The 26,270-nt window shown below is 72.1% G+C and carries 11 protein-coding genes and 4 pseudogenes; 10 read left to right on the top strand and 5 right to left on the bottom strand.

Annotated elements, in window-relative coordinates:
* Positions 1 to 123 precede the first annotated feature (123 nt).
* The 4 genes and pseudogenes from E0497_RS21115 to E0497_RS19325 form a co-directional block, all read right to left on the bottom strand.
* Positions 124 to 323, bottom strand: a pseudogene (locus tag E0497_RS21115) (IS3-like element ISTesp3 family transposase); the annotation flags it as partial.
* Positions 324 to 341: 18 nt separating this feature from the next.
* A pseudogene (locus tag E0497_RS21120) lies at positions 342 to 572 on the bottom strand (transposase); the annotation flags it as partial.
* A gap of 76 nt (positions 573 to 648) precedes the next feature.
* A complete protein-coding gene (locus tag E0497_RS20475; protein ID WP_161987456.1) occupies positions 649 to 867 on the bottom strand; it encodes a hypothetical protein in 219 nt (72 codons plus the stop codon).
* Positions 864 to 1,394, bottom strand: coding sequence for a hypothetical protein (locus E0497_RS19325; RefSeq protein ID WP_137726426.1), 531 nt, complete (start codon positions 1,392 to 1,394; stop codon positions 864 to 866). The genes E0497_RS20475 and E0497_RS19325 overlap by 4 nt, the downstream gene beginning before the upstream one ends.
* An 809-nt stretch (positions 1,395 to 2,203) precedes the next feature.
* On the opposite strand from E0497_RS19325, the gene E0497_RS19330 reads away from it, so the two are divergent.
* The 10 genes and pseudogenes from E0497_RS19330 (at position 2,204) to E0497_RS19365 (ending at position 24,946) form a co-directional block, all read left to right on the top strand.
* The gene (locus E0497_RS19330) at positions 2,204 to 3,571 is read left to right on the top strand and encodes a hypothetical protein (RefSeq protein WP_137726427.1); all 1,368 of its coding nucleotides are present in this window, start codon (positions 2,204 to 2,206) and stop codon (positions 3,569 to 3,571) included.
* Positions 3,572 to 3,647: 76 nt separating this feature from the next.
* Positions 3,648 to 4,883 carry an AAA family ATPase gene (locus E0497_RS19335; RefSeq protein WP_137726432.1) on the top strand — a complete coding sequence of 412 codons (1,236 nt, stop codon included), beginning with the start codon at positions 3,648 to 3,650 and terminating at the stop codon, positions 4,881 to 4,883.
* Positions 4,880 to 6,121 carry a vWA domain-containing protein gene (locus E0497_RS19340; protein ID WP_137726428.1) on the top strand — a complete coding sequence of 414 codons (1,242 nt, stop codon included), beginning with the start codon at positions 4,880 to 4,882 and terminating at the stop codon, positions 6,119 to 6,121. The genes E0497_RS19335 and E0497_RS19340 overlap by 4 nt, the downstream gene beginning before the upstream one ends.
* Positions 6,122 to 6,328: 207 nt before the next feature.
* Positions 6,329 to 6,781, top strand: a complete 453-nt coding sequence (locus E0497_RS19345; RefSeq protein WP_161987457.1) for a DUF732 domain-containing protein — start codon at positions 6,329 to 6,331, stop codon at positions 6,779 to 6,781.
* Positions 6,778 to 7,509: a DUF2510 domain-containing protein gene (locus tag E0497_RS20915; RefSeq protein WP_241665982.1), complete on the top strand. Its 732-nt coding sequence runs from the start codon at positions 6,778 to 6,780 to the stop codon at positions 7,507 to 7,509. Before E0497_RS19345 ends, E0497_RS20915 begins: the two co-directional genes overlap by 4 nt.
* A 182-nt stretch (positions 7,510 to 7,691) precedes the next feature.
* Positions 7,692 to 8,273, top strand: a complete 582-nt coding sequence (locus E0497_RS19355) for a transglutaminase-like domain-containing protein (RefSeq protein ID WP_137726433.1) — start codon at positions 7,692 to 7,694, stop codon at positions 8,271 to 8,273.
* Between the two features lie 150 nt (positions 8,274 to 8,423).
* Positions 8,424 to 8,753 (top strand): hypothetical protein, encoded by a 330-nt coding sequence (locus E0497_RS19360; protein ID WP_137726430.1) that lies wholly within the window; start codon positions 8,424 to 8,426, stop codon positions 8,751 to 8,753.
* Between the two features lie 143 nt (positions 8,754 to 8,896).
* Positions 8,897 to 12,043 (top strand): annotated as a pseudogene (locus E0497_RS21125) (amino acid adenylation domain-containing protein); the annotation flags it as partial.
* A 156-nt stretch (positions 12,044 to 12,199) separates the two neighbouring features.
* Positions 12,200 to 13,495: pseudogene (locus tag E0497_RS21130) on the top strand (condensation domain-containing protein); the annotation flags it as partial.
* A gap of 42 nt (positions 13,496 to 13,537) precedes the next feature.
* Positions 13,538 to 24,946 carry an amino acid adenylation domain-containing protein gene (locus E0497_RS19365; protein ID WP_421958365.1) on the top strand — a complete coding sequence of 3,803 codons (11,409 nt, stop codon included), beginning with the start codon at positions 13,538 to 13,540 and terminating at the stop codon, positions 24,944 to 24,946.
* Here E0497_RS19365 and E0497_RS19370 read toward each other — a convergent pair.
* Positions 24,918 to 26,144 (bottom strand): hypothetical protein, encoded by a 1,227-nt coding sequence (locus E0497_RS19370; RefSeq protein WP_241665983.1) that lies wholly within the window; start codon positions 26,142 to 26,144, stop codon positions 24,918 to 24,920. The two genes, E0497_RS19365 and E0497_RS19370, sit on opposite strands and share 29 nt — an antisense overlap.
* Positions 26,145 to 26,270: the final 126 nt, after the last annotated feature.

The following is a 26,270-nucleotide window of genomic DNA, read 5'->3' on the forward strand; positions in this document are numbered from 1 at the left end:
AACAGTAGGCGGCGTCACTCGTCGATTGGGATGCTCAGTCCCGACGAGTACGAGATGTCACTGGCTGCGATGGATCACGTCGAAGCTGCTTAGCCCCTTGTCCGCTGTTCGGGGGGAACCTCAGGAGGACCGGGTGATCTCGACGAGCTCACAGAGCCGCTTCACCTCGTAGGTGTCGCAGTGGTCGGCGACGAACTGGAAGCGGCTCACCAGTTCGTCTCCCCGGCGAAATATTTGGCCGCCTTACGGAGGATCTCGCGTTCGGTGGTGAGCTTGGTCGTCTCCGCCCGCAAACGCGCGTTCTCGGCTTCGAGTCGGGCGAGTCGCTCTTCCACGGTCTCCGGGGCGCTGTCAGGGCCGGACTTCGAGGTTTCCGGTCGCGCCGAGGTGGGGATCCGGGTGCCGTCGAGGTGGGTTCTGCTGCCGGTGCCGTACTGGTCGATCCAGTGCTTCAGGGTCTCGCGCACGACCCCGAGATCGGCGGAGATGCCTCGGATCGTCGCGCCGGGTGTGGACTCGTACAGGTCGACCGCCTGGCGTCGGAACTCTTCCGAGTAGTTCTTGCGTGCCATGACTGAAGATCATCTCGCTTCCCCAGCAGATGCTGGATTCAGCGTGTCCACGAACCAGGGTCAAGGCCCGACCCGACTACGCCTCACTGATCAGGGACCTACGGCGTGAGCTATTTCCGAAGTTGATGCCTGTGGAGCAGTACGAGCGGTGGATCTGACGGGCTGCGAGGATCGTGAACCAGCGGGTCAGTTCCGGCAGAGTCTGTGCAGCCCGGCCCACACCGCCATAGGTGAACACCCCCTCGGGTCGGTCGGGGAACGGCTCGAGATCCTCGATCATCCACAGGGTCGTCATGAGTGCCGAAGCGGCGCGTAGGGGTACGGGCCGAGTCCGGTACTCGCCGGGTCCCGGCACCGGTCGGGCCGCACCCGGCGGACCGTGCCGCGGGTGCGTGCGTCGAGGTCGATCGACCGGAGCGCATCGTAGATGCGGCGGTCGAAGGATGGGCGATGTGCCGGCGCTCGCAGGTGGGTGACCGTGGCGGGATCGTCGACGACGCCCCGGCCGCCGGTGGTGCACACCCGTTCGACGGTCAACGAATCCGGGCCGGTCCGGTCGCAGTGGAACACGTCGTAGCGGGAGGTGATCCAGCATCCGGAGGCGTCGGCGTGAGGAAAGCGGAGCCAATCGGGGAGAGGCGACTCGATCGTCATCGGCAGCAGGTACTCGGTGACACGCGGCGGAGTGGAGGCCGTATCGATGTGCAACAGAACAGGATCGGAGCGGTGCATCACCCACATCTCGGTGCCGTGAGCCGACACCGCACCCGCCACGAACTCCGGTTCCGAGGGGGGGACGTCGTCGAGGTCCAGATCGACCAAGGTTCCGGATCCAGGTCCGGATTGCACCTGCCGTATGCGACCTCGAACAGGCATGGGGCTGTCGGCACCCGTCGGAAGGTTTGCAACGAGTGTTCCGTGCAGTTCGACCCGGCCGGCGCGCGGCCGATCCGACCACCAGGTCGCGATCCAACCGTCCCCGTACAACTCCAGCAACCAGTGCAGGCCGCGCCCCGGCCGATCGACTGGTGTGCGTCCGTATGCGGGGCGGACCAACGCTACGAATGTCTGTGCAGGCAGGGAGTCGGGGGCGTCGGCCGACTGGAACGACAGAACGGTGTCGAGCAGTTCTCCGGGTACGGGACGAGTTACGGATCCGTCGGCGACGACCCATTCGGGAACGAACACGGTGAGTGTGCGATGTGCCGGCGCGGCAATCATTGTCGAACCCCACGCAGTCGGGGAACCGACGGGCGACGCCGTCGGGCGCGGGGCTACCTTGCCGGTGAGTCTACATATGCGACCGGCGACGGTCCTTGTGTTGCCGGGTGAGTGTTCACCGATCTCGTCCCGAGGTCGTCGACGCGGGGCTACGGTGATCATGATCCACCGGCGTCAAACTCTCCGCTCTGCGGTCGTAGTGGAGGGCATGGTCGGAGAGCCGTTTACTCCTTTCGGCGGCAGAGACCCGGCCAGCGCCACAGATCGCGGAGGGCGCCGTGCCGGTCGGGCGCCCTCCGCGATCACTCCGACATCATGTCGTACTGGCCGGAATCGCCGCGCCGCGCTAGCCTTACCGAGGTGACGACCTTCTCCGATCCAAGATTGGGGGCCCAGTTCACTTGCGGTGAGTGCTGATGCACCCTCCGACCGTGAACGGGACCGATCCCCGACTGTCCTTCTGGCTGCGCGTGCGCGAGTTCGCCGTGCCGCCCTCCATGATCGAAACCGCAACCGAGCGGCGCCTGGCAGGCGACTGGCTCGGGGCCTGTGCCGCAGCCGGTTTCGACCCCGACATCGACCTGCCGGCAGTGACTCGCCGATACGGCGGCGACGTCGCGCAGCAACTCCTGGCCGACCTACGGCACCTGGCGCCCGACCTGCTGCGCTGGCACCTGCCGCGGGTGGCCCCCGACGGGTTGCTGCGCCCCGGACTGACCGTCGCGCTGGCCCGATACGGTCCGCCGGGTCACCGAAAACGGTGCGGTGGAAGAGATTTGATACATCTGGTGGCCCGCACCGCGCCGACCTGGGCGGACGCGGGCCAGCGGATCGTGCTGACCCTGTGGGACGGTACGGAGTCCACACGCCACACCCACCCGCATCCCCGCCCCAGCCGGCGGTACCGGCTCGACCTCCACCGGCACCTGTGGGACGCCCGTGCGTCCGGTGATCTGCGAAGACGTTGCGGGACAGGACGATTACCGGAGTCTTCGGCCCTGGTCGAGGCGGTGCCGGAGGGCTGCGCCGTCGACCGGTGGGCGGCCGAGGCTCACATCCTGCTCGATGCGGACGAGGCGCCCGACGGCCTCGTGCGGGTGCGATGCGGGAGTCGGTACGACCTGGTGGTGGAGCGGGTCACCGACAGCGCCGATCCTGCCGCACTGCGGTTCGTCGACGACTACCCGCGCGGCCGACGCGCCGCGCTCCCGGTGCTGCCCGACGCGGCGACCTGGGTGCTGCCCGACCTGGAGTTGCTCCGGTCGGGGGCGCTCACCGTCGATCGGCTGCACCCGCTGGTCGCCGCCGCCCTGGAACCGGGCTGGTCACCGTCGGTGCACCCCCGGAAGCCTGACGGGGAGAACCGGATCCGTCTGGTGGACTGCCGCGGCGGGCGGCACCGGATCGGACTGGTCGACGGCGTGCTGACCGCACTCGATCACGACCCGGCCGAGATCAGGCGCGAGGAACTGCTCGTCGCGCTGGGCGGCACCCCGATGCCGTGCCTGCAGGCCGTCGACCAGGCCCATCGCCGGCCGGACTGTCTGCTCGGTGTCCGGGAACGGCTGGACCACGGGGACACCGTCGGGGCGATGGCCGTCGTCGAAGGACTCCTCGGCCACGACGCCGTCCTCCGGGACGGCCCACTGCTCGACGAACTCCGGGCGGCCGCGGACCGTCGCAGCACGTACGACCGGTTCCGTTCCGCCCCGTCGGAGCCGCCGCCCGCGTCGCGACCTCGGCGCCCCCGACGGTCGCGTCGCACCCTCTCCCGCTGACCGACCCCGCGACACCCACTGTCCCGCAGCGCGGCCGGACGGCCGCAGCCTGCGCCACCTCTCGCCACCACAGGTGATGCACATGACTTCCACACTCCTTCCGCACCGATCACTCGAACTCGACAGTGCCGCAGCACTGTCGGCGATGCTCGACACCGTCACCACCGAACCGCGCCCCGACGACCAACTCGAGGCCCTCACCCTGGCGGTGGCGGCCGACCTGCCGGTCCTGCTGTGGGGTGAACCGGGGATCGGTAAGACCGCCGCCCTGACGCAGCTCGCCGAGACCCTGGACCTGCCGCTGACCACCGTCATCGCGAGCGTCCACGAGCCGTCGGACTTCTCGGGCCTGCCGGTCCTCGGGGACGACCCGGCGACACACGGTGTCCCGATGGCCCCACCCGACTGGGCCGTCCGGCTCGTGCAGGCCGGGCGGGGACTGCTGTTCCTGGACGAACTGTCGACGGTGCCGCCCGCCGTGCAGGCGGCCCTGCTGCGTCTGGTCCTGGAACGACGCATCGGGGCGCTGCAACTGCCGTCCGGTGTCCGGATCGTGGCCGCCGCCAATCCGCCGTCCTCGGCGGCGGACGGCTGGGAACTGAGCCCGCCGTTGGCGAACCGTTTCGTGCACCTGCAGTGGACCCACGACCACGACGTCGTCGTTCGAGGTCTCGGCGGCACCTGGCCGCGCGCGACCCTGCCCGGCCTCGACCCGGAAAAGTTCTCCGACGCGGTGACGTTCGCTCGCCGCGCGGTCTGCGAACTCCTCGCCGCGCGTCCCGCGCTGGTGCACCAGCTCCCCGGGAGCCAGACCCGCCGCGGCGGGGCGTGGCCGTCGCCGCGGAGCTGGGAGATGACCGTGCGGCTGATCGCGTTCGCGACCGCCGCGTCGTCGTCGGTGGACGTGCTGTCCCTGCTGGTGCGGGGCAGCGTCGGGGACGGTGCCGGGTTCGAACTCCTGGCGGCGATGGACCGCATGGACCTTCCGGATCCGGAGACGCTGCTCGCCGATCCGGCCGCCGCCGTCCTGCCCGATCGCGGGGATCTGCGTCAGGCCGTGCTCGACGCGGTGGTCGCCGCCGTCCGCCGTCGGCCGGAGAAGTCCCGCTGGGACGCGGCGTGGACGCTCCTGGTCACCGCGGTGCACACCGGACCGCCGGACCTCGTGGTCGTCCCGGCCACCACCCTGGCGACCTTGCGCCGGGACGACTGGGAGGTGCCCCCGGCGATCGACTCGCTCGCCGGCGTCGTGTCGGTGTCCCGGGAGGCGGACCGGGCCGCCGACCGCACCGCAGCGCGGGCCGGACGATGACGACCGTCGTGGAGGGGGCGACGCTCGACGTCGACAAGATCTACGCCGCCCGCCTCCATGCCGTCCGCGCCCGGCCCTACCTGGCGACCGCCCTCTACACGCTGCACATCGTCGCGGCGCCCCGGGTCCCGACGGTGGGCGTGGACCGGTACTGGCGTTGCTACGTCTCGCCGGCCTTCGTCGCCCAGCGGCCGGTGGAGGAGTTGGCCTCCCACCTGGTCCACGGGGTGTCCCATCTGCTGCGCGACCATCACGGCCGCAGTGACCGCTACGCCCGCGCCCACGACCTGACCGGCCCCGCGGAGCGGCTGCGGATGAACCTCGCCGCCGATGCGGAGATCAACGACGACGCGTTCGGCGACGGACTACCGGTACCCGCCGACGCCGTGCTGCCGTCGACCCTGGGACTGCCCGGCGGCCGACTCATGGAGGACTACCTGCGCGAGTTCGGCCTCGGCCCCGGCACCGACGGGTCGGCGTGGCTCGACTGCGGCAGTGGCGCCGACGGGTTGCACCGCGAGTGGGAACTGGGTCCGGACGGGGCCGACGGCCTCACCGATCAGCAACGCGACGCCGTCCGATACCGGGTGGCGCACAATATCGTCGGCCGGCCCGGGCAGGCGCCCCGCGGATGGCGGCGGTGGGCGGAGGAGGCCCTGCACCCGACCCAACCGTGGCGGGCCCTGCTGGGTGCGGCGATCCGCGCGGCCACCTCCGCGTCCGGCGTCGGCGACGACTACACCTACCGGCGTCCGGCGCGACGCTCCGCCGCCGTGCCCGGTGCGGTCCTGCCGAGTCTGCGGCGCACCCCGCCCCGGGTCAGCGTCGTCGTCGACACGTCGGGGTCGGTCAGCGACGCGGACCTGGGCAGCGCACTGCTCGAGGTGGCTGCCATCACGCGGGCCGTCGGTGGGCGCCGCGACCTGGTCACGGTGTTGTCGTGTGACGCGGCGACCCGGATCGTGCACCCGCTGTGCCGGGCCGAGGACATTCCGCTGTTCGGGGGCGGAGGCACGGATCTGCGCACCGGATTCGCGACAGCACTGCGCAGCCGCCCGGACGTGGTCGTCGTCCTCACCGACGGGCAGACCCCCTGGCCGAGCGACCGACCGGTGTGCCGGACCGTGGTCGGCCTGTTCCCGCGGGTACGTCCGAACGCCTGGCCGGACGACGACTACGTCCCGGACCGGCCACCGGACTGGGCGCAGGTGGTGGAGATCGGCGCGGCGCGACGCTGAGCCGCGGGCGGTTGCTGCGAAGTCCTCTCGGTGTTCGGTGCAGCAACCTCCCGCGTCGGGGCCAGTGGTGCCGGGCGGGAGGTGGCGGTGCGCCGACTGCACCCGTAACGTCGGCCGCTGACCTGCCGATGGATGTGCGGCAGGGCAGTGGTCGACCAGGTCGGCGCCTGCCGTCCGGGTTCGGTAGTGGTTGTCGTGAGGTGTGGCATGGTCCGTGCGGGCCGCGGTCTGGTGGCCGTTGTCGTGGTTGCCGTTGTTCTGGTCGCCGCCGTCGTGGTCGGCGGGATCGTGTATGTCGCCGACCGGGGCGCGGAGGCGTCGCCGCCGACGTCTGTCGCGCCGAGTAGCACGGTCGAGAGCGACAGCCAGGGCTCGGGTGCGGATGCGGTATTCATCCGATCTCTCGACGACCACGGCATCGACTACGGCACTGTGGCCGACGCGATCTGGTCGGCCGGCGTGGTCTGCGATTCGGTCCACTCCGACCCGGCGTCCGAACTCCGGACGATCACGGACGTCTTCGCGACGACCGGAGGCCTGACACGCACGCAGGCGCAGGATTTCGTCGGCGCCGCCGTGTCCGCCTACTGCCCGCAGTACAACGACTACGTCACCTCCTGGCCGACCGGATCGGCGCACACGGAACGGACACCGCGATGAACCCACCTGCCGGTTGGCATCCCGACCCCTACGACCCGGCGATCGAACGGTACTGGGACGGCACCCAGTGGACCGGGAACACGCGGCCTCGCGACAGCGAAGCGGAAACGCAGGTCATTCCCACCGTCGGCGCCGCCGGTGGTGCTCCCGCGCGGAAGCGGAAGTGGCCGTGGATCGCCGGTGGTGTCACGGCCGCATTCGTCGGTATCGGAGCGATCGGTGCGGCCACCGGCAGCGGCGAACCCGCCCCGCCCGCACCCACCACCACGACGACAACGGTGCAGGCGACGACGACTACGCGCACCACGACGACCACGCGGACCACCACACCGGCGCCGACCACGACGACCACCGTGCCGCCCACGACACAGGCCACCACGACGTACACCACCACGACTCCGCCGCTCACCACAGCGCGGTCTCTCGAGTACTCGTGTAGCGACCCCGGCTGGCGGGAAACCATGGGCTCTCGCGGCGACGAACTGTGCGGTGCGCCGTGGCGACCGCAGACCCAGCAGCAACCGGCCTACACGCCGCCTCCGACTCCCCCCGCCTACACCCCTCCCGCTCATACCCCGCCCGTTGCGCCACAGAAGCCGTCCGGCGCCACCGTGCATCCCGGCTCCTACTGCGACCTGGCCGGCGCCACCGGCGTCACCACCAAGGGCACCGCGATGGTGTGCGGCCTCGGCAGCGACGGCCGACTGCGCTGGAAGTCCGCCGGTTGACCCGAGATTTCTGTTCGTGCGATCGACCGTCCTCGACTCGCTCACCCGTACACGCGTGGCGCAGCAGTGCGGCATCGGGACGGTCTGATCCAGGAGTCGATGCGTCGGAAATCGCTGGTCCCGAAGCAGGGTTCCGTGCTACGTAATTACCGGCTACGGGACTTTTCGGGAAGGTGAAAATGATGTTCGACGAGGCACTTTCGTCCGATTTCCTGGCCGGCGACGAGGTCGTCGACGTCGACGATCGGAACGTCCGGGCGTTGGCACGGTCGCTGCGGCAGGAGTCCGATGACGACGTGTCGTTCGCGGAAGCCGCCTTCGAATGGGTGCGCGACGAGGTGGGCCATTCGTACGACGTGCAGGATCCGCGGGTGACGCTGACCGCCGGTGAGGTACTCGAGCATCGGGTGGGCCTGTGCTACGCGAAATCGCACCTGTTGGCGGCGCTGCTGCGGGCCGAGGGGGTGCCGACCGGCCTGTGTTATCAACGGCTCGCGCACGGCGACGGTCACGTCCTGCACGGACTCGTCGCCGTCCATGTGGACGGCGAGTGGCATCGGCAGGATCCGCGGGGCAACAAGCCTGGTGTGGACGCGCAGTTCTCGTCCGGCGCGGAACGGTTGGCGTGGCCGGTCGACCCGGCACGCGGTGAGGTCGACTATCCGACACTGTTCGCAACTCCGGCACCGTGTGTCGTCGACGCCCTTCGTGGTGTCACCGACGTCCTGTCCCTCCGTGACGTCGGCCTGCCGACCCGTCTGTGAGTGCTGCGCCCCAAGCGGTTTCGCTTCTGCTCTGCCGTGGGCGAACATTGCCGTCGACGGTTGGCGGGCCTGCGCCGCGTCGGTAGACTTCGGAACCGCACCAACGTTTGTTCAGCTGCCCCACAAGGGCGCGTCGAAGAGAGCTCCACCATGTCCGTTGTCGCACACCGCCCCACTTCGGAACCCGATCCCCGCCCGGACCGCCCACGGCCCGTCTCACGTCTGGTCGACTGGCTGCATCGCTCCGGCAGTGACACCTCGATCGCGCTCGGTGCGCTGTCGATCGTCACTTTCTGGACATTCGGGTTCGGCATCGTGCTCGGTGTCGCCGCGATCGGTGCGGGTGTCGTCGCGTCCCGGTCCGAGGCTGCCGTGGACGACGAGCAGTCGTCCCTCGAAGCGCTGTTCGGGATTTTGGCCGGCACGTTCGGTGTGATCGCGGGCCTGGTGTTCCTGCTCGTCGCCGGTCCACAGTGGTGACGATCCGGTGATCCCCGACTGACCGACACGAAATCGTCACTCGCACCGAACCGAGCACCGGTCGTATCGTGGAATCGATGACTACTGTCGACCAGATTCCAGCCATGTGAGACGTCCCCGACGTCCTGCCGCGTTTCATGCTCATGGATCTACCGTTCCGAGCCGATGCGGCGCCCGGCATCACGGACGCCGGATCCTCTCTGCCCGCACTGCACGATCCGCCGGACGGGCATTCGGCACCGTTCCCGCTCTCCCCGGCGCAGCGGGGGCAGTGGCTCGCGCAGCAACTCGACCCGACCGTCCCACTGTCGGAGGCGCTGTACACGGACATCCGTGACATCGCGGGATCTTTCGACCCGGACCGTCTCTCGGAGGCCATGTCGCGAGCCGCCCGCGAACTCGAATCCGGTCTGATTCGTCTGGTACACACCGATTCCGGGTCCGGTCGGGTGCCCGAGCAGATCCTCGACCCACGCCTGGACGTCAGTACCCGCCTCGTCGACCTGCGCGGGGAACCCGACCCGGCGGCGTCGGCCCTGGCCTGGATGCGGCGCGACGTGGAGGCACCACTCGACCCGTTCCGGGACCGGTTCGCCGTCTCCGTGCTGCTCCGTCTGGCCGACCGGCGCTGGTACTGGTACACCCGCATCCACCACATCGCGCTCGACGGCGTCGGGGCCGCATCGATGCTGTACCGCGCCGCCGACCTGTACAATGCGGCCGCAGCGGGCCGTGAACCGCCACCGAACCCGGCGTCCGGACTCGACGTCGTCCACGCCGCCGAAACGTCCTATCTGGCGTCGGCCCGGCACGACGCCGACCGCGACTACTGGCTGGCACAGGCGTCGGGGATGCCGCAGCGGTGCAGCCTCTCCGAGACGTCCGCACCCGCCCATGCCCTCGGCCGCGACCTCGGTGGCGACCTCGATCCGGGTATCGCGGTCGCACTCGGGAACGCCCAGGACCGTTACGGGGTGAGCATCGCGGTCCTGATCGCGTCGGCCGTCGCCGCCTACACCGCCCGGCACACCGGCGTCGACGACGTGGTCGTGAGCCTGCCGGTGTCGTCGCGCACGACGGTGGTGTTGCGCCGCTCGGGCGGCACCCTCGCGAACGTCGTCCCCCTCCGCGTCACCCTGGGCAGCCGCACCACCGTCGGGGACCTGATCGCCGACGTGGGCCGGACCCTGTCCGGGGCGCTGCGGCACCAACGGTTCCGGCACGAGGAGTTGCGACAGGAACGCGGCGACCACGGATCCGGTCGAGGTTTCACCGGGCCGCTGCTCAACCTCATGCTGTTCCCCACCGAACTGCGACTCGGGGACACCGAGACGACCCTGGACGTGTTGTCGTCCGGTCCGATCGACGACCTGCTCGTCAACGTCTACCGGTACGGTCCGACCGGCCCGATCCGCCTGGACCTCAAGGCGAATCCGCAGCTCTACGACGACGCGGCCCTGCGCACCCATCACGAACGGCTCACCCGGCTGCTGGGTGGTCTGCTCACCGCCGGCCCCGACGATCCCGTCGGCGATCTGCCGTTCGACGACCGTCCGGTCGTCGTCGCGTCGTGGCCGGACACCGGTGCCCGGCCACCCGAGCGCACCCTCCCGGATCTCGTCGCCGCCCGGGCCGCCGCGACTCCCGGCCGGGTCGCGGTCGTCGCGGGTCCGCACTCGATCAGCTACCGGTCGCTCGTCGCCCGGGCGAACCGTCTGGCCCGGCATCTCCTCGCTCGCGGCGTCGGCCCCGGCATCCCGGTCGGGGTGCTCGTGGACCGCGGTATCGACCAGATCGTGGCGCTGCTCGGGGTGCTCACGGCCGGCGGCGCCTACGTGCCGGTCGACGCCGGTACTCCCGCCGCCCGCCGCGACTACATCCTGGGTGACGCGCACACCCGGTTCGTCGTCACCGACGACACCCACGCCGACCCGGAACTGCCGTCCGATCCCGTCGCCGACCGCGAACGCGGCGGCCCGCTGCGGCCCGACCACCTCGCCTACACGATCTACACGTCCGGGTCGACGGGCCGGCCGAAGGGCGTGCAGATGACGCATCGCGGTGCCACCGCACTGCTCGCACACGCCGCAGCGGCATTCGACACCCCCGACGGCGGCGTGTGGACGCTGTTCCACTCGTTCGCGTTCGACTTCTCGGTGTGGGAGATCTGGGGTGCCCTCACCTCCGGCGGCACCCTCGTCGTCGTCGACCGGGACACCGCCCGCGCCCCGGAGGCGTTCGCCGACCTGCTGGCCCGCGAACACGTGACGGTCCTGGGGCAGACGCCGGCCGCGTTCCTCAACCTGGCCGATGCGGAGCGCGTCACCGGCCGCACCCTGACCGGGCTGCGACGGATCTGTGTCGGCGGCGACGATCTCGACCAGTCCCGGACGCTGCCGTGGCTGGGCCGCCGTGTCGGCGACGGCTCCGCCCTGATCAGTGTGTACGGCATCACCGAGACCGCGGTGTTCCTCACCGGTGCGGTCCTCGACACCCGCACCGCCGCCGCACCGGGCAACCTCGTCGGCCGCGGGCTGCCCGGGGTGCGCCTGTATCTGCTGGACCGTCGGCTGCGTCCCGTCCCGTCCGGGGTGGTCGGCGAAATCTATGCGGGCGGCGACCAGGTGGCCCGCGGCTACGGCGGCCGGCCGGGTCTCACCGCGGGCCGGTTCGTCGCGGACCCGTTCGCCGGTGACGGCGCCCGCCTCTACCGGACCGGTGACCTCGCCCGCGCCGACGGGGACGGCGTCCTGACGTTCCTGGGCCGCAGTGACTTCCAGGTGCAGGTGCGAGGGTTCCGGGTCGAGCCCGGCGAGGTCGAGGCGGCGCTCGCCGCATGCCCCGGGGTCGCCCGTGCGGTCGTCGCCGGTCACCGGGACGGGGCCGGCCCGGTGCGACTCGTCGGCTACGTGGTGCCCGATCCGGGTGCGGTCCTCGACCCCCGCTCGGTGCGCGACGAGGTCGGTGCGGCGCTGCCGTCGTACATGGTCCCGGCGGCCGTCGTCGTTCTCGAACAGCTGCCGCTGACCGCCAACGGCAAGGTGGATCGGAGAGCGCTGCCCGACCCCGACGCCGGGGCCACCGCACCCGGTCGCGCCCCGACCGGGCCCGTCGAGGAGACCGTCGCAGGCCTGTTCGGACAGCTCCTCGGGGTGGACGCGGTGTCCGCCGACGAGTCGTTCTTCGCGCTCGGCGGCGACTCGATCATGGCGATCCAACTGGTGTCCCGCGCCCGCGAGGCCGGGGTGGTGTTCACCCCGCACGACGTGTTCGACCGGCTCACCGTCGCCGGACTCGCCGCCGTCGCCACCGCGGCGGGGGAGACGCCGGGCCTGCCGGAACTGCCCGGCGGCGGGGTCGGCGACGTCGTACCCACCCCGATCGTGCGGTGGCTCCTCGCCCGGGGCGCCGGCTGGCGTCGGCTGGCGCAGTCGGTGTGTGTGTCGGTGCCCGCCGACCTCACCGCCGCCGACCTGGATGCGGCGATCCAGGCCGTCCTCGACCGGCACGACCTGCTCCGGGCCCGATTCCGCTGCGACACCGCCACCTTCGACGTGCCGCCGCCGGGCGCGGTCACTGCCGCCGACGTGGTCCGCCGGTACGACGGCTCGGACCTCGCCGCCGCCCGCGCGGCCGCCGCCGCCCGCCTCGACCCCGAGACCGGCCGCATGGTCGCGGCCACGTGGTGCCCCGGACCCCCCGGCACGCCCGGCCGGCTGTTGCTGGTGATCCACCACCTCGTCGTGGACGGGGTGTCGTGGCGGATCCTGCTGCCGGACCTGGCGTCCGCGTGGCAGCAGGCCCGCGCCGGCGGCATCCCGCAGCTGCCGCCGGTCGGGACGTCGATGCGGACGTGGTCGCACGCGCTCACCGACTGGGCGGTCGCCGGTGACCGCGACGACGACGCCGTCTTCTGGCGCACCGAACTCGCGGCCCCCGATCCGCCGCTGACCGTCGCGCCCCTCGATCCCGCCCGCGACACCGCCGCCACCGCCGCCACGACCACGATCGACCTGCCGCCCGACGTCACCGCCGCGCTGTCCACCACCGTCCCGGACAGTGTCCACGGCACCGTCGACGACGCCGTCGTCACCGCGCTGGCCCTGGCCCTCACGAGATGGCGGCGGCACGGACCGCCGGCGCGGACGATCCTGCTCGAGGGGCACGGCCGGGAGGAGCAGGTGGTGCCGGGTGCGGACCTGTCCCGGACCGTCGGCTGGTTCACCACCACCCGTCCCGTCCACCTGGACCTGACCGGGCTCGACGCCGGCGACACCGCCGGTGCCCTGCAGCGCGTCAAGGAACAGGTGCGCGGCGCCCCCGACCACGGCATCGGCTACGGGACGCTGCGGTATCTGCGCGCCGACGATCCGCTGGCCGGGCTCCCCGAACCACAGGTCAGTGTCAACTATCTGGGCCGGATGACGGTCGGACACGCGGGCGGCGCCGGCGACTGGCAGCCCGTCGACGACCTCGGTGACCTCGGCGAGATCGTCGACCCGGCGATGCCGGTGCCGGCGGTCCTCGACGTCAACCTCCTCACCGTCGACCCCGTCGATGCTGCGGCCGGCCCGATGCTGCGGATGACCGTCACCTACCCGACCCGGCTGCTCGATGCCCCCGACGTCGAGGATCTCGCGGCCCGGTGGCAGCAGGCGTGCCGGGACCTCGCCGCCGCGGCCGCCGACGGCGCGGGCGGGCTCACCCCGTCCGATGTGCCGCTCGTCCACCTCGACCAGGTGAACCTCGACGTCCTGTCCGCGACGTACCCGCGGCTCGTCGACGTGTGGCCGGCCACCCCGCTGCAGGCCGGACTGCTGTTCCAGACCGAACTCGCCGCCGCCGGCGACGACACCGACCCGTACCTGGTGCAGACGATCGTCGACCTGCACGGGCGGGTGGACGCCGACCGGATGCGGCATGCCGTCCAGGCGCTCGTCGACCGGCACGACATCCTGCGGGCCGCGTTCACGACCGACCCGGACGGGGAACCGCTGCAACCGATCTCGGCCGGCGTCGACCTGCCGTGGGCGGTCGCCGACCTGCCCGACCCGGACGCCGTCGATCGGGTCCTGCGCGCCGACCGCGCCCGCCGATTCGACATGGCGGCCCCGCCGCTCGTCCGCGGCCTGCTGATGTGCACCGGGGTCGACCGGCACCGGCTCGTCCTCACCTACCACCACATCCTGCTCGACGGCTGGTCGGTGCCGCTGCTGGTGCGTGAGCTCCTCGCGCTCTACACGGCCGACGACCCCCGAGGCCTTCCGGAATCCCCGTCGTTCTCCCGCTACCTGGCGTGGCTGGCCGGCGTGGACCGGGAGGCGTCGCTCACCTACTGGCGGGAGGCGCTCGCCGGCGTCGACGGACCCACCCTGCTCGGCCCGCCCGCCCGCGGCCGGCCGCTCCCGACCGTGCCCCGACCGGAGCATCTGCTGCTCACCGAGGCCGACACCGGCCGGCTCGAGGCCGTCGCCCACGACCGTGGTGTGACGCTCGCGGAGATCGTGCGGGTGGCGTGGGCGATCGTGCTGGGCGCGTGGACCGGCCGGGGTGATGTGGTGTTCGGGGCGATCGTGTCCGGGCGGCCACCGGAGATCGACGGCATCGAATCGATGATCGGGCTGTTCATCAACACGATCCCGATCCGGGTCACGCTGCATCCGGCGGAGACGTTGGGGGAGTTGCTGGACCGCTGCCACGCCGACCACACCGCTCTGCTCGGCCACGAACACGTCGGCCTCGCCGACATCGAACACGCCGTCGGCGCCGCCGCCCTGTTCGACACGGTCACGGTGTTCGAGTCCTACCCGGTGGACCGCGGCGGCCTCACCGCCGACACCGACATCGCGGGCATGCGCGTCGCCGACGTCACCGTCCGCGATGCGACGCACTACCCGTTCGCGCTCGGTGCCACCGTCGACGGCGGGCTCGAGATCCGCATCGACTACGCGCCGGAACTGTTCGACGTGCGGGACGTGGACGCTGTCGCCGACCGTCTCGAACGGGTCCTGCAGGCGATCGCGACCCACCCCGACCGCACCCTCGCGAGCCTGCGGTTGCTGTCGGAACGCGAGTACGCCCGCCTGGCCCCGGTCCACGGCCGGCCCGGCCGCACCCCCCGGCTCCTGCCCGACATCCTCACCGGCGCGGCACGTCTCGACCCGGACGCCCCCGCACTGTCGTGCGGTGACCGCACCGTCGGCTACCGGGACCTCGACACCCGCTCGAGCCGGGCGGCCCGATTCCTCGCCGCCGCCGGTGTCGGCCCCGAGACGGTCGTCGCGCTCGCGATGACCCGGTCCGTCGAGTTCGTCGAGACGGTGTGGGCGGTCGCGAAGACCGGGGCAGCGTTCGTGCCCGTCGACCCGACATACCCGGCCGCCCGCATCGAGCACATGCTCGCCGACTCCGGGGCCCGGATCGGGTTGACCGTGTCGCGGTGGCGGGACCGGTTGTCGCGCACGCTGTCCTGGATCGACGTCGACACAGAATCCTGGTCCGACGCGATCGCCGGCTACCGGTCCGGTCCGGTCACCGACACCGACCGCACCGCGGCACTGCGCATCGACAACCCCGCCTACCTGATCTACACGTCCGGGTCGACGGGCGTCCCGAAGGGTGTCGTCCTCACCCACCGGGGGCTGGCGAATCTCGTGGCCGCCGAACGGGAGAGCCTCGCCGTCACCTCCGAGTCCCGGGTCTCCCAGTTCGCGTCCCCGAGCTTCGACGCGTCGGTGTTCGAGCAACTCATGGCGTTCGGGTCCGGCGCGCACCTGATGATCGCGCCCCCGCAGGTCATCGCCGGCGACGCCCTCGCCGACGTCGTCGCCCGACAGTCGGAGACGCACGCGTTCTTCACCCCCGGTGTCGTCGCCACCATGGACCCCGACGATCTCGGAACCCTCCGGTCCCTCACCGTCGCCGGCGAGGTGTGCCCGCCGGAGACCGTGCAGGCCTGGGCGCCCGGACGTCGGATGTTCAACGCGTACGGGCCCACCGAGTCGACCATCATGTCGAACCTCGCCGGCCCCCTCGACCCGGGGGAACCGGTCACCATCGGCGGCCCGACGCTCGGCTTCGTCGAACTCGTCCTCGACGGCCGCCTGCAGCCGGTCCCGGTCGGCACCCCCGGCGAGCTGTACCTCGGCGGTCCGGCGATCGCCCGCGGCTACCACCGCCGGCCGGGGCTGACGGCCGCCCGGTTCGTCGCGAGCCCGTTCGTCGCCGCCACCGACCGGCCCACCGACGCGGACGAGGGCACACTGCCCGGCGACCGGCTGTACCGGACCGGCGACATCGTCCGGTGGCGTGACGATCTCACCCTCGAATACCTGGGGCGCAGCGACTTCCAGGTGAAGATCCGTGGCATCCGGGTCGAACTCGGGGAGGTCGACGCCGTCCTCGCCGACCATCCGGCCGTCGAGTTCGCGGCCACCGTCGCGGTCGCGGCCCCGTCCGGGGCGACGGTCCTCGTCTCGTACGTCCGCTCCGGCGACGAACCGGCCGTCGCCCCGGCCGACCTGATCGACCACGTCGCGCGGCGGCTGCCGTCGCACATGGTGCCCACACTGATCGTCCCGATCGGGCAGGTGCCGCTCACCCCGGCCGGCAAACTCGACCGCCGCGCCCTCCCGGCCCCCGACTTTCCCGCCGCCGCAGCGGGTGCCGCCGCGTTCACCCCGATCGAGGCGATCGTCGCCGACCAAGTGCGGGCGGTCCTCGGTATCGACCGGGTCGGCCCCGGCGACAACTTCTTCGATCTCGGCGGCAACTCGCTCACCGCGACCCGGCTCGTGCGCCGGGTGAGCGCGGCCCTCGACACGAACCTGGACGTGCGCGCGATCTTCGACGCCCCCACCGTCCGAGGGCTCGTCGCCCGGGTGCGCCGGGACACAGGGACCGGCAGTCGGCGCCCGGTGCTGCGCCGCTACGAACGGCCCGCCGCGATCCCGTTGTCGTCGGCGCAGCTGCGGATGTGGTCGATCAACCAGCTCGACACCGCCTCACCCACCTACCACATCGTGATGGCGGTCCGGCTGCGCGGCAGCCTCGACGAGGCCGCACTGATCGCCGCGGTCGGCGACGTCGTCGCCCGGCACGCCACCCTCCGCACCCGCTACCCGGTCCGCGACGGTGTCCCGGTCCAGGAGATCCTCGACCCGGACGCGGCGCCCGCGACCGAACTGCGGGCAGTCCTCGCCGCCGACCTGCCCACGCACCTGCACGACCTCACCGCCACCGGATTCGATGTCGCCGACGCGGTGCCGGTGCGGTCGCGGCTGCTGCGGCTGTCGAGCACCGACCACGTCCTGGCCGTCGTCGCCCACCACATCACCGCCGACGGTTTCTCGATGCGCACCCTCACGCGGGACGTGATGCGTGCCTACGAATCCCGGCGCCGTGGCCGGGACCCCGGCTGGGATCCACAGGCTCTCGAGTACGCCGACTTCGCGTTGTGGCAGCGGGACCTGCTCGGCGACCCCGACGATCCGGAGTCGCTGTACCGGCGGCAACTCGACTACTGGCGGACCACGCTCGCCGGCCTCCCCGACGTCGTCGCACTGCCCACCGATCGTCCCCGCCCGGCCCGGGCGTCGCTGCGCGGCGCCGCCACCGGATTCGGTCTCGACGCCGACACCCACACCCGGCTGACCGGACTCGCCCACAGCGCCGACGCCACGATGTTCATGCTCGCGCACACCGCCCTCGCGGTGCTGGTCGCACGGCTGTCCGGCAGCGGTGACGTGGTGATCGGCACCCCCGTCTCCGGTCGCGGCGAGGCCGGACTCGACGACATGGTCGGTATGTTCGTCGGCACCCTCGTGCTGCGTACCCCGGTCGATGCCGGGGCGTCGTTCGCCGATCTGCTCACCGCCGTCCGGGACACCGACCTGTCGGCGTTCGCGCACACCGACCTGCCGTTCGAACGGTTGGTCGACGAACTGTCGCCCGCCCGGTCGACGTCGTACGCGCCGCTGTTCCAGGTGCTGATCGAGTACCGCACCGACATGAGCGGCTACCTGCGGCTACCGGGCCTCGACGTGCAACCCCTGGACGCCGACCCCGACGTCGCCAAGTTCGATCTGCAGTTGAGCGTGTCGGAAACCCGCACGGACACAGGCGAGCCCAACGGGATGACGTTCTCCCTCGGCTACGCCACCGACCTGTGGGATGCGGCCACCGCCGACGCTCTCGCGGAACGACTGCGCCGCATCCTCACCGCGGCCGCCGCCGACCCGCACCGGCCGGTCGGCGACATCGACCTGCTCACCGCCACCGACCGGGCCGCGCTCGCCGCCGACACCCCGGCCCCCGGACCCGGCACCACACTCGCGGAGGCGTTCACCGCGACGGTGGCCGCGCACCCGGACGCGATCGCGGTCGTCGACGGCCGCACCCGGCTCACCTACACCGACCTCGACGCCCGTGCCCGCCGCCTCGCGGGCCGTCTCGCCGACCGCGGTATCGGGCCGGGCTGCGTCGTCGCGCTCGTCCTGCCACGGTCGGTGGACGCGATCGTCGCGATCGTGGCCGTGACACTCGCCGGCGCCGCCTACCTGCCGATCGACGCCACGACTCCGCGGGAGCGTCTCGACGTCGTCCTCGCCGACGCGGACCCGGTGTGCGTGCTCACCGCCGCCGACCTCACGGATACGTCGGCTACCGGCGATACGCCACCGGTCCCACCGGCCCCCGACGACGTCGCCTACGTGATCTACACGTCCGGGTCGACCGGGCGACCGAAGGGCGTGCAGGTGACGCACCGCGCCGTCACGGGTCTACTCGCATACGCGCGCACCGGTTTCGGGTTCGACGACACCGACGTGTGGGCGGCGTTCCATTCGATCGCGTTCGACGTGTCGGTGTGGGAGATGTGGGGGCCGCTGTCCACGGGTGCCGCGCTGGTCCTGATCCCCCCGGAGACCGCCCGCGCCCCCGACGATCTCGTCGACCTGCTGGCCCGTGAACAGGTGACGGTCCTCAACCAGACCCCGGCCGCCTTCTACCAGCTCGTCGATCACGCGGCCGGACGCGGCCTCGCCCTGCGGCACGTCCTCGTCGGCGGAGAGGAGCTCGCGCTCGAGGCGGTGGCCCGCTGGTACGACGCCGACCCGGACGCGGCGCCGGTCACCGAGATGTACGGGGTCACCGAGGCCGCCGTCGTCGACACCTTCGCCGGACTCGACCGCGGCACGCTCGCCGACCTGCCGCCGGCAGTCATCGGCACACCGATACCGGGGGTGCGGGTCGAGATCCTCGACGGCCGCCTGCATCCGGTTCCGCTCGGCGTCGTCGGTGAGCTCTACCTCTCCGGGGCCGCGATCGCCCGCGGCTACCGGGGCCGGCCGTCGCTGACGGCGTCCCGGTTCGTGGCCGCCCCCGACGGGCACCGCCGCTACCGCACCGGCGACCTGGGACGTCGGACCGTGTACGGCCGCGGGTACGTGCTGGAGTATCTGGGCCGCAGCGACTTCCAGGTGCAGGTCCGCGGTTTCCGCGTCGAACTGGGGGAGGTGGAGTCGGCGCTGCTGCGCTGCGACGGTGTCGGCCGCGCGGTCGTCGTGTCCCGCCGCGGCGACGGAGGCGACGACCGGCTGATCGGCTACGTGGTGCCGGAGACCGGGCGGGGCCTCGACCCGGTCACGATCCGCGACGACGTCGAGCGGACGCTGCCGTCGTACATGGTGCCCGCCGCGGTCGTCGTCCTGGGCGATCTGCCGGTCACCGTCAACGGCAAGGTGGATCGGACGGCGCTGCCGGACCCCGATTTCACGGTGTTCGCGGCCCACGGCCGGGATCCGTCCGGGGTGCGGGAACAGCGGCTGGCCGACCTGTTCGCCGCCGTACTCGGTGTCCCCGCGGTGGCCGCCGACACTTCCTTCTTCACCCTCGGCGGCGACTCGATCACCGTCATCACCCTGGTGTCCCGGGCGCGGGCGGCCGGGATCTGCTTCACCCCGCAGGACGTGTTCGAACACCCCACCGTCGCCCGGCTCGCGGAGGTCGCCACCGGATCCGACGCCGTCACGGCGGCCGACTCGGGTGTCGGGCCGGTCGAGCCCACCCCGCTCGCCTCGTGGCTCGCCGGACGACCCGGAGCGGGGGATCGGTTCGCGCAGTCGATCACCGTTACCGTGCCCGCCGGGATCACCGGCGACGTGTTGACCGCCGGTCTGCAGACGGTCCTCGACCGGCACGACATGCTGCGCGCCACCCGTGCCGGCGGGCACCTGGTGGTCGGCGAACCCGGATGCGTGGACGCCGCCGCGTGCCTGCGCCGGGTGGACTGCACCCGACTGCCCGACGACGCCGCCGTCGCGGACGTCGCCGCCGGGGAGCGGGCGTCCGCCGTGACCCGGCTCGACCCGGCGGCAGGGATCATGGTGCAGGCGGCGTGGTGCGACGCCGGCCCCGACCGGCCCGGACGTCTCGCCGTCGCGATCCACCATCTCGTCGTCGACGGGGTGTCGTGGCGGATCCTGCTCGCCGACCTGGTCGCGGCGTGCGCGCAGACGCCGACGGCGCCCGTGGGCACGTCGATGCGGACGTGGGCGCGGGAACTGCACCGGCTCGCCCACGATCCCGACCGGGAAGCCGAACTCGACTACTGGACAGCCGTCCTCGCCCCCGCCGGCCGGATCGTCGCCGACCGACCCCACCCACCGGACGCGGTCGCCGAGCACCTGCCGGTGCGGATCCCGTGCGACGTCACCCGCGCGCTCCTCGGACGGCCGCGCCGCACCACCGTCGCCGACGCAGTGCTGGCCGCGACGGTACTGGCCCTGCTCGGCTGGGACCGCTGGACCGGCGGCCGCTGCGCCGTCGTCGCCGCCGAGGGCCACGGCCGCGAGGAACAGATCGTGCCCGGAGCGGACCTGTCCCGCACCGTCGGCTGGTTCACGTCGCTGTTCCCGGTGCGGATCGACCTGACCGGTACCACCGACACCGCCGACGCGCTGGCCGCCGTCGCCCGGCAGTCGCGGGCCGTCCCCGACCACGGTATCGGCTACGGGTTGCTGCGGTACCTCAACCCGGACACCGGAGCCGCATTCGACGACCTGCCGGAGCCGCAGCTCGCCGTCAACTATCTGGGCCGGCTCACCGCGGACCGGGCCGGCGGCTGGGCGCTCGACGCCGACGGCCCCGACGCCCTCACCACCGCCGCGAGCCGCGGACCGACCACGACCCCCCTCGCCGTCGACGCATACCTCGTCGACACCGCCGACGGACCGCAGCTGCGTGCCGAAATCCGGTACACACCCGGTGTTCTCGCCGACTCCGCCGCGGCAGGGTATGCCGCCCGCTGGCGCGACGCGGTCACCGAACTGGCCCGCGCCCCCGGCGGACGGCTCACCCCGTCGGACCTGGATCTGGTGGCCGTCACCGGTACCGAACTCGACCGATGGCAGGCGGCCCACCCGGACCTGGTCGACGTGTGGCCGCCGACCCCACTGCAGGAGGGGCTGCTGTTCCACGCCCTGCTCGCGGGCGACAATGATGTCGACGCCTACCACGTGCAGCTGGTGCTCGACCTGTCCGGACCGCTCGACGTCGACCGGGCGCGGGCCGCCGCCCAGGCCCTCGTGGACCGGCACGCGAGCCTACGCACCGTGTTCGACAACCGGGACGACGGCACGATCGCACACCTCGTCCTCGGCCACGTCGACGCCGAATGGACGGTCACGGCCGTCGACACCGACGCGGAGGCCGACGCCGTCCTGGCCGCGGACCGGGTGCGGCACTTCGACCTACGGACCCCACCGCTGATCCGGTTCCTGCTCGTCGACCGCGGCGACGGTTGCTACCGGCTGGCGATCGGCAACCACCACATCGTCCTCGACGGCTGGTCGATGCCGCTGCTGATCGCGGACCTGTTCGACCTGTACGTCACCGGCGGCGTACCCCTCGACCGCCCCGTTCCCGCCTACCGGGACTACCTGTCGTGGCTCACCCGCCGCGACACGGCCGCCGCCGAACAGGCCTGGGCGGCAGCACTGTCCGGACTACCGGGGCCCACCCTGGTGGCCCCGCACACCGCCGGACGACATCTGTCGGCGACCGCGAGCGAACCGGTTCCGCTCGCTGCGGCCGTCACCGACGCGCTCACCCGCACCGCCGTCGCGGCCGGTGTCACCCTCAACACCGTGCTGCAGGCGGCGTGGGGAATCCTGTTGGGGCAGTGGACGTCCACCTCCGACATCGTGTTCGGCACCACGATCTCCGGTCGCCCGCCCGCCGTCGAGGGGGTCGGGGCGATGGTGGGGCTGTTCATCAACACGATCCCGGTCCGGGTCCGACTCGACCCGGCCGAACGGATCGCGGATCTGCTGGCGCGCCTGCAGTCCGAGCGGGCGGCCCTCATGCCGCACGAACACCTGGGGCTCACCGCGATACAGCAGGCGTCCGGGTTCGCGGGCCTGTTCGACACCGCGATGGTGCTCGAGTCGTATCCGCAGGACGTGACCGCGGCGGCCCGGCTCGTCGACCGCACCGGCCTGCAGGTCACCGGTGTCGTCGGCAACGACTCGACGCACTATCCGCTGTCGCTCATGGGCATCGAGGACCCGGGCCTGCACCTGCTCGTCCGCTACTCGCCGGACGCGATCGACCCGGCGACGGCCGCCGACGCCGCCGGTCGCCTCGCCCGGATCGTCACCGCGATCGCCGAGCATCCCGGCACCCTCGTCGGCCGCATCGACGTCCTCGGCGCCGGCCGCCGTGCGGCACTGGTCGACGTCGCCGACGCCCACCCGATCCCGGCCCGGACGTGGGCGGACGTCCTCACCACCGCGGTGACCCGCGACCCCGACGCGATCGCGCTGCGCTGGCAGGGTCGCGACATCACCTACCGGCGCCTCGACGAGGACTCCACCCGCCTGGCCCGGGCCCTCGTCGCCCGCGGTATCGGACCGGAGGACTTCGTGCCGGTCGCGATCCCACGCTCGGCGGACTCGGTGACCGCCACGTGGGCGGTCGCGAAATCCGGGGCGGCGCCCGTCCCGATCGAGCCGACCCTGCCGCGCGGCCGGATCGACTACATGCTGGCGGACTGCGGGGCGTCGGTGGGGCTGACCGCGGGGGACCGCCACGATCTGCCCGACACCCTCGACTGGCTGCCCGTCGACACGATCGACCTCGACCGGTACCCGGCCGAGCCGCTCCGGGACGCCGACCGGACCCACCCGATCCGCCCCGACGACCCTGCCTACCTGCTGTACACGTCCGGGTCGACGGGCACACCGAAGGGCGTCACCGTCACCCACACCGGGCTGCCACTGTTGGCGTCCGCGCAGGTCGCCTACCAGGACATGACCCCGGACTCGCGGGTCCTGCACGTGTGCTCACCGAGTTTCGACGTCTCGATCCTGGAGTTGACGCTCACGTTCGCGGCCGGCGCGACGCTGGTGGTGGCACCGCCGGACGTCTACGCCGGCGCGGAACTGGAACGGTTCGCCCGCGACGAGCACGTCACCCACCTGCTCGTCACCCCGGCGGTGTGCGGCACCCTCGACCCGACCGTGCTCCCCGACGTGCAGGTCGCCGAGGTGGGCGGCGAGATGCTCGGCACCGAACTGGTCGACGCCTGGGCCGGCCACGTCCGGCTGCTCAACGCGTACGGCCCCACCGAATGCACCGTCTGCGTCACCACCAGCGGCACCCTGTCGGTCGGGGACCCGATCACGATGGGCACCCCGGTCGCCCGGTCCGGTGTCGGAGCCGTCGTCCTCGACGGCTGGATGCGGCCGGTCCCGGACGGCGGCGAGGGGGAACTGTACCTGTTCGGGCCGTGCCTGGCCCGCGGCTACCGCGGCCGGCCCGCACTGACATCGGAGCGGTTCGTCGCCGACCCGTTCGGTGCGCCCGGATCCCGCATGTACCGGACCGGGGACCTGGTGCGGCGCACCGGGAATCAGGGTTTGCAGTACGTGGGCCGCACCGACTTCCAGATCAAGATCCGGGGCCTGCGTATCGAGACCGGGGACGTCGACGCCGCCCTCGCCGCGCACCCCGACATCGACTTCGCGGTGTCCCTCGGCCACGACGCCGGCCACGGCGAAACGGTCCTGGTGTCGTACGTGCGACTCGTACCGGATCACGTGATCGACGCGGCCGCCCTCCGCAAGTTCGCGGCCACCCGACTCCCGGCATACATGGTGCCGTCGGCGATCACGATCGTCGACGACGTGCCGCTCACCGCGAACGGCAAACTCGACCGGGCCGCCCTCCCGGCCCCGGCGTTCCCGACGGTCGACTACCGGCCGCCCCGCACCGACACCGAACGGGTCCTGGTCGACGTGTTCGCCGACGTCCTCGGTGTGCAGCGGGTCGGCCTCGACGACAGCTTCTTCGAACTCGGCGGCAACTCGCTCAGCGCGGTCCGGGTGGTCGCCGAGGTGCAGTCCCGGCTGGGCCGGGCCCTGCCGATGCAGTGGGTGATGAGCGATCCCACCGCGGCCGCGATCGCCGCCCGACTCTCGTCCGATTCCAGGTCCGAGTCCGGGCCGGATCTGCTGGTGCGGATGCGTCCCGGGGACGGTGTGCCCCTGTTCTGTGTGCATCCGGCGATCGGGCTGCCCTGGTGCTACACCGGTCTGCTGCCGTACGTGCCGGACGGCTGCCCGGTGTACGGGATCAGCTCGCCCGGACTGGTCGACGGCAGCGACCCGTCGGACACGCTCGAGGATCTCGCCGCCCGCTACGTCGACCTGATCCGCGGGCCGGCGCCGCACGGCCCGTACCGGCTGCTCGGCTATTCGGTGGGCGGCGCGATCGCCCACGCGATGGCGGTCCGGTTGCGGACTCTCGGCGAGGACGTCGCCGCGCTGATCATGCTCGACACCCAGACCGCCGATTCCGTCCCCGCCGACGCCCCCACCCCGACCCGCGCGATGCTCGAGGACGAATTCGTCGGCACCGCCGACGCGTACCCGACCCTCACCGACACCGACGTCCAGCGCATCTACGACGACTACCTGCACACGATCGCCCTGGCGAACCGCTACCGCCCGACCGTGTTCGACGGCAACCTGGTCTACATCGCGGCGGAGGACACGGACGGCGACAACCCCTGGCGTGCCTACATTTCCGGTGACATCCAGGCGTATCCGGTCGACCGCCCCCACAACCGCCTCACCGCACCCGACGCCGTCGCCGAGATCGGGCCTATCGTGCGGCAGCACCTGGGCGGGTAGTGCGGGCATCGTCCAGCAGGGCCGCGACGTCGAGCGTTCCGGGCCACTGCATCGGGGTGCTCGGGATGGACTGCACGCCGTCGGCAACCACCCAGACCGTGCCCCGATCGTCGACGGTCACACTCGGATGTGTTGTGAAGATCGGTGTGCTGCAGTCAGATTCGAGGGTGCGACCGTCGAGGACGGTGAACAGCCAGAACTGGCGGGTCCGGTCGTAGTCGACCGGCCCGGGCAGCGGCCACCAGCCCGCGCGGCCGGTGCCGTCCGGTGGATGTCCGGTGCACCACACGTGAGGCCCGACCGGGCCCACGGACAGCAGGTGCCCCGGCAGGGCTTTCGACGGCCGGAGGGTGAGATCGTCCTCGACGGTTCCCGCCTGGTCCCCGAGGAACAGGCGCAGCGGCGTTCCTGCAAGCGCCGGACGCGACGCACGATGTGTGCGCGGCAGCAGCGGCCCGACAGTGATCGAACCGTCCGCGGTGACCCGCGTGAGCTGCATCGTGCCGTCATCGGTCCGAAGGAGCACGACGGCCGTGTCGCGGTCCGGGGCGAGCGTGGCGACGTACCCGGTCGGTGCCTCGATCGCGGTGGCACCGCCGTCGGGGGAATGCAGCATCCAGGTGCCGTCGGACCGACAGACGAGGATCGCCTCGCCGAGCAGGGCTTCGGCAGCACCGCCGTCGTCGCCGACACGGCGCGGGGCGCCACCGGTGTCGACCCGGAACAGGCCGTCCGTGCCGTCGATCCAGCAGCCCGTCGGGGTGGCCCAGATCCGCCGCGACACCCCGATCGTTCCGGGCAGGACGTACTCGGTCACGACACGGTCGTCGTCGATGCTCACCAGCAGCGGAAGATCGCGGTCGATCACCCACAACAGGCCGGCAGCCGCCGACACGGCGCCGGGAACAAGACTCGGCCGTAGGGGCGGTTCCGGAACGTTGTCGAGATCGAGGTCGATCAGTGCGCCGACCTCGATGCCGATCTCCCCGCCGTCCGCCGCATGCAGGGCGTCCCGGTCGAAGAACCGCGGCGCGGCGTCGACGTCCCGCAACCGCCGATGCCCCGGCACGAGCGACCATCCGCGGCCCGCGGTGAGCCCGAACCGTTCGGTGACGACCTGCACCCGGGCGACCCGGCCACGCACCTCGCCTTCGGCGTCGTACTGCATCACACCGTGGAACCGGCCGGTGAGGTCCACCCGGATAGAGCCCCGTGGAGTGGTGTAAACCGTTGAGCGCGTAGCTCTGTGGTGCCGGTGATTATGCCGTAAGCGGGACAGATTCGTCCACGTCCGTCTCCGCGGGCGGGGCAGGTTCGATGGAGG

This window comes from Prescottella subtropica (assembly GCF_005434945.1).
Lineage (GTDB): Bacteria > Actinomycetota > Actinomycetes > Mycobacteriales > Mycobacteriaceae > Prescottella > Prescottella subtropica.

Bases quoted from the DNA above. Each gene is read 5' to 3' on its own strand.
- E0497_RS19335 (WP_137726432.1), top strand. From the start codon at position 3,648: ATGCACATGACTTCCACACTCCTTCCGCACCGATCACTCGAACTCGAC.
- E0497_RS19345 (WP_161987457.1), top strand. From the start codon at position 6,329: ATGGTCCGTGCGGGCCGCGGTCTGGTGGCCGTTGTCGTGGTTGCCGTT.
- E0497_RS19355 (WP_137726433.1), top strand. From the start codon at position 7,692: ATGTTCGACGAGGCACTTTCGTCCGATTTCCTGGCCGGCGACGAGGTC.
- E0497_RS20475 (WP_161987456.1), bottom strand. From the start codon at position 867: ATGACGACCCTGTGGATGATCGAGGATCTCGAGCCGTTCCCCGACCGA.
- E0497_RS20915 (WP_241665982.1), top strand. From the start codon at position 6,778: ATGAACCCACCTGCCGGTTGGCATCCCGACCCCTACGACCCGGCGATC.
- E0497_RS19360 (WP_137726430.1), top strand. From the start codon at position 8,424: ATGTCCGTTGTCGCACACCGCCCCACTTCGGAACCCGATCCCCGCCCG.
- E0497_RS19340 (WP_137726428.1), top strand. From the start codon at position 4,880: ATGACGACCGTCGTGGAGGGGGCGACGCTCGACGTCGACAAGATCTAC.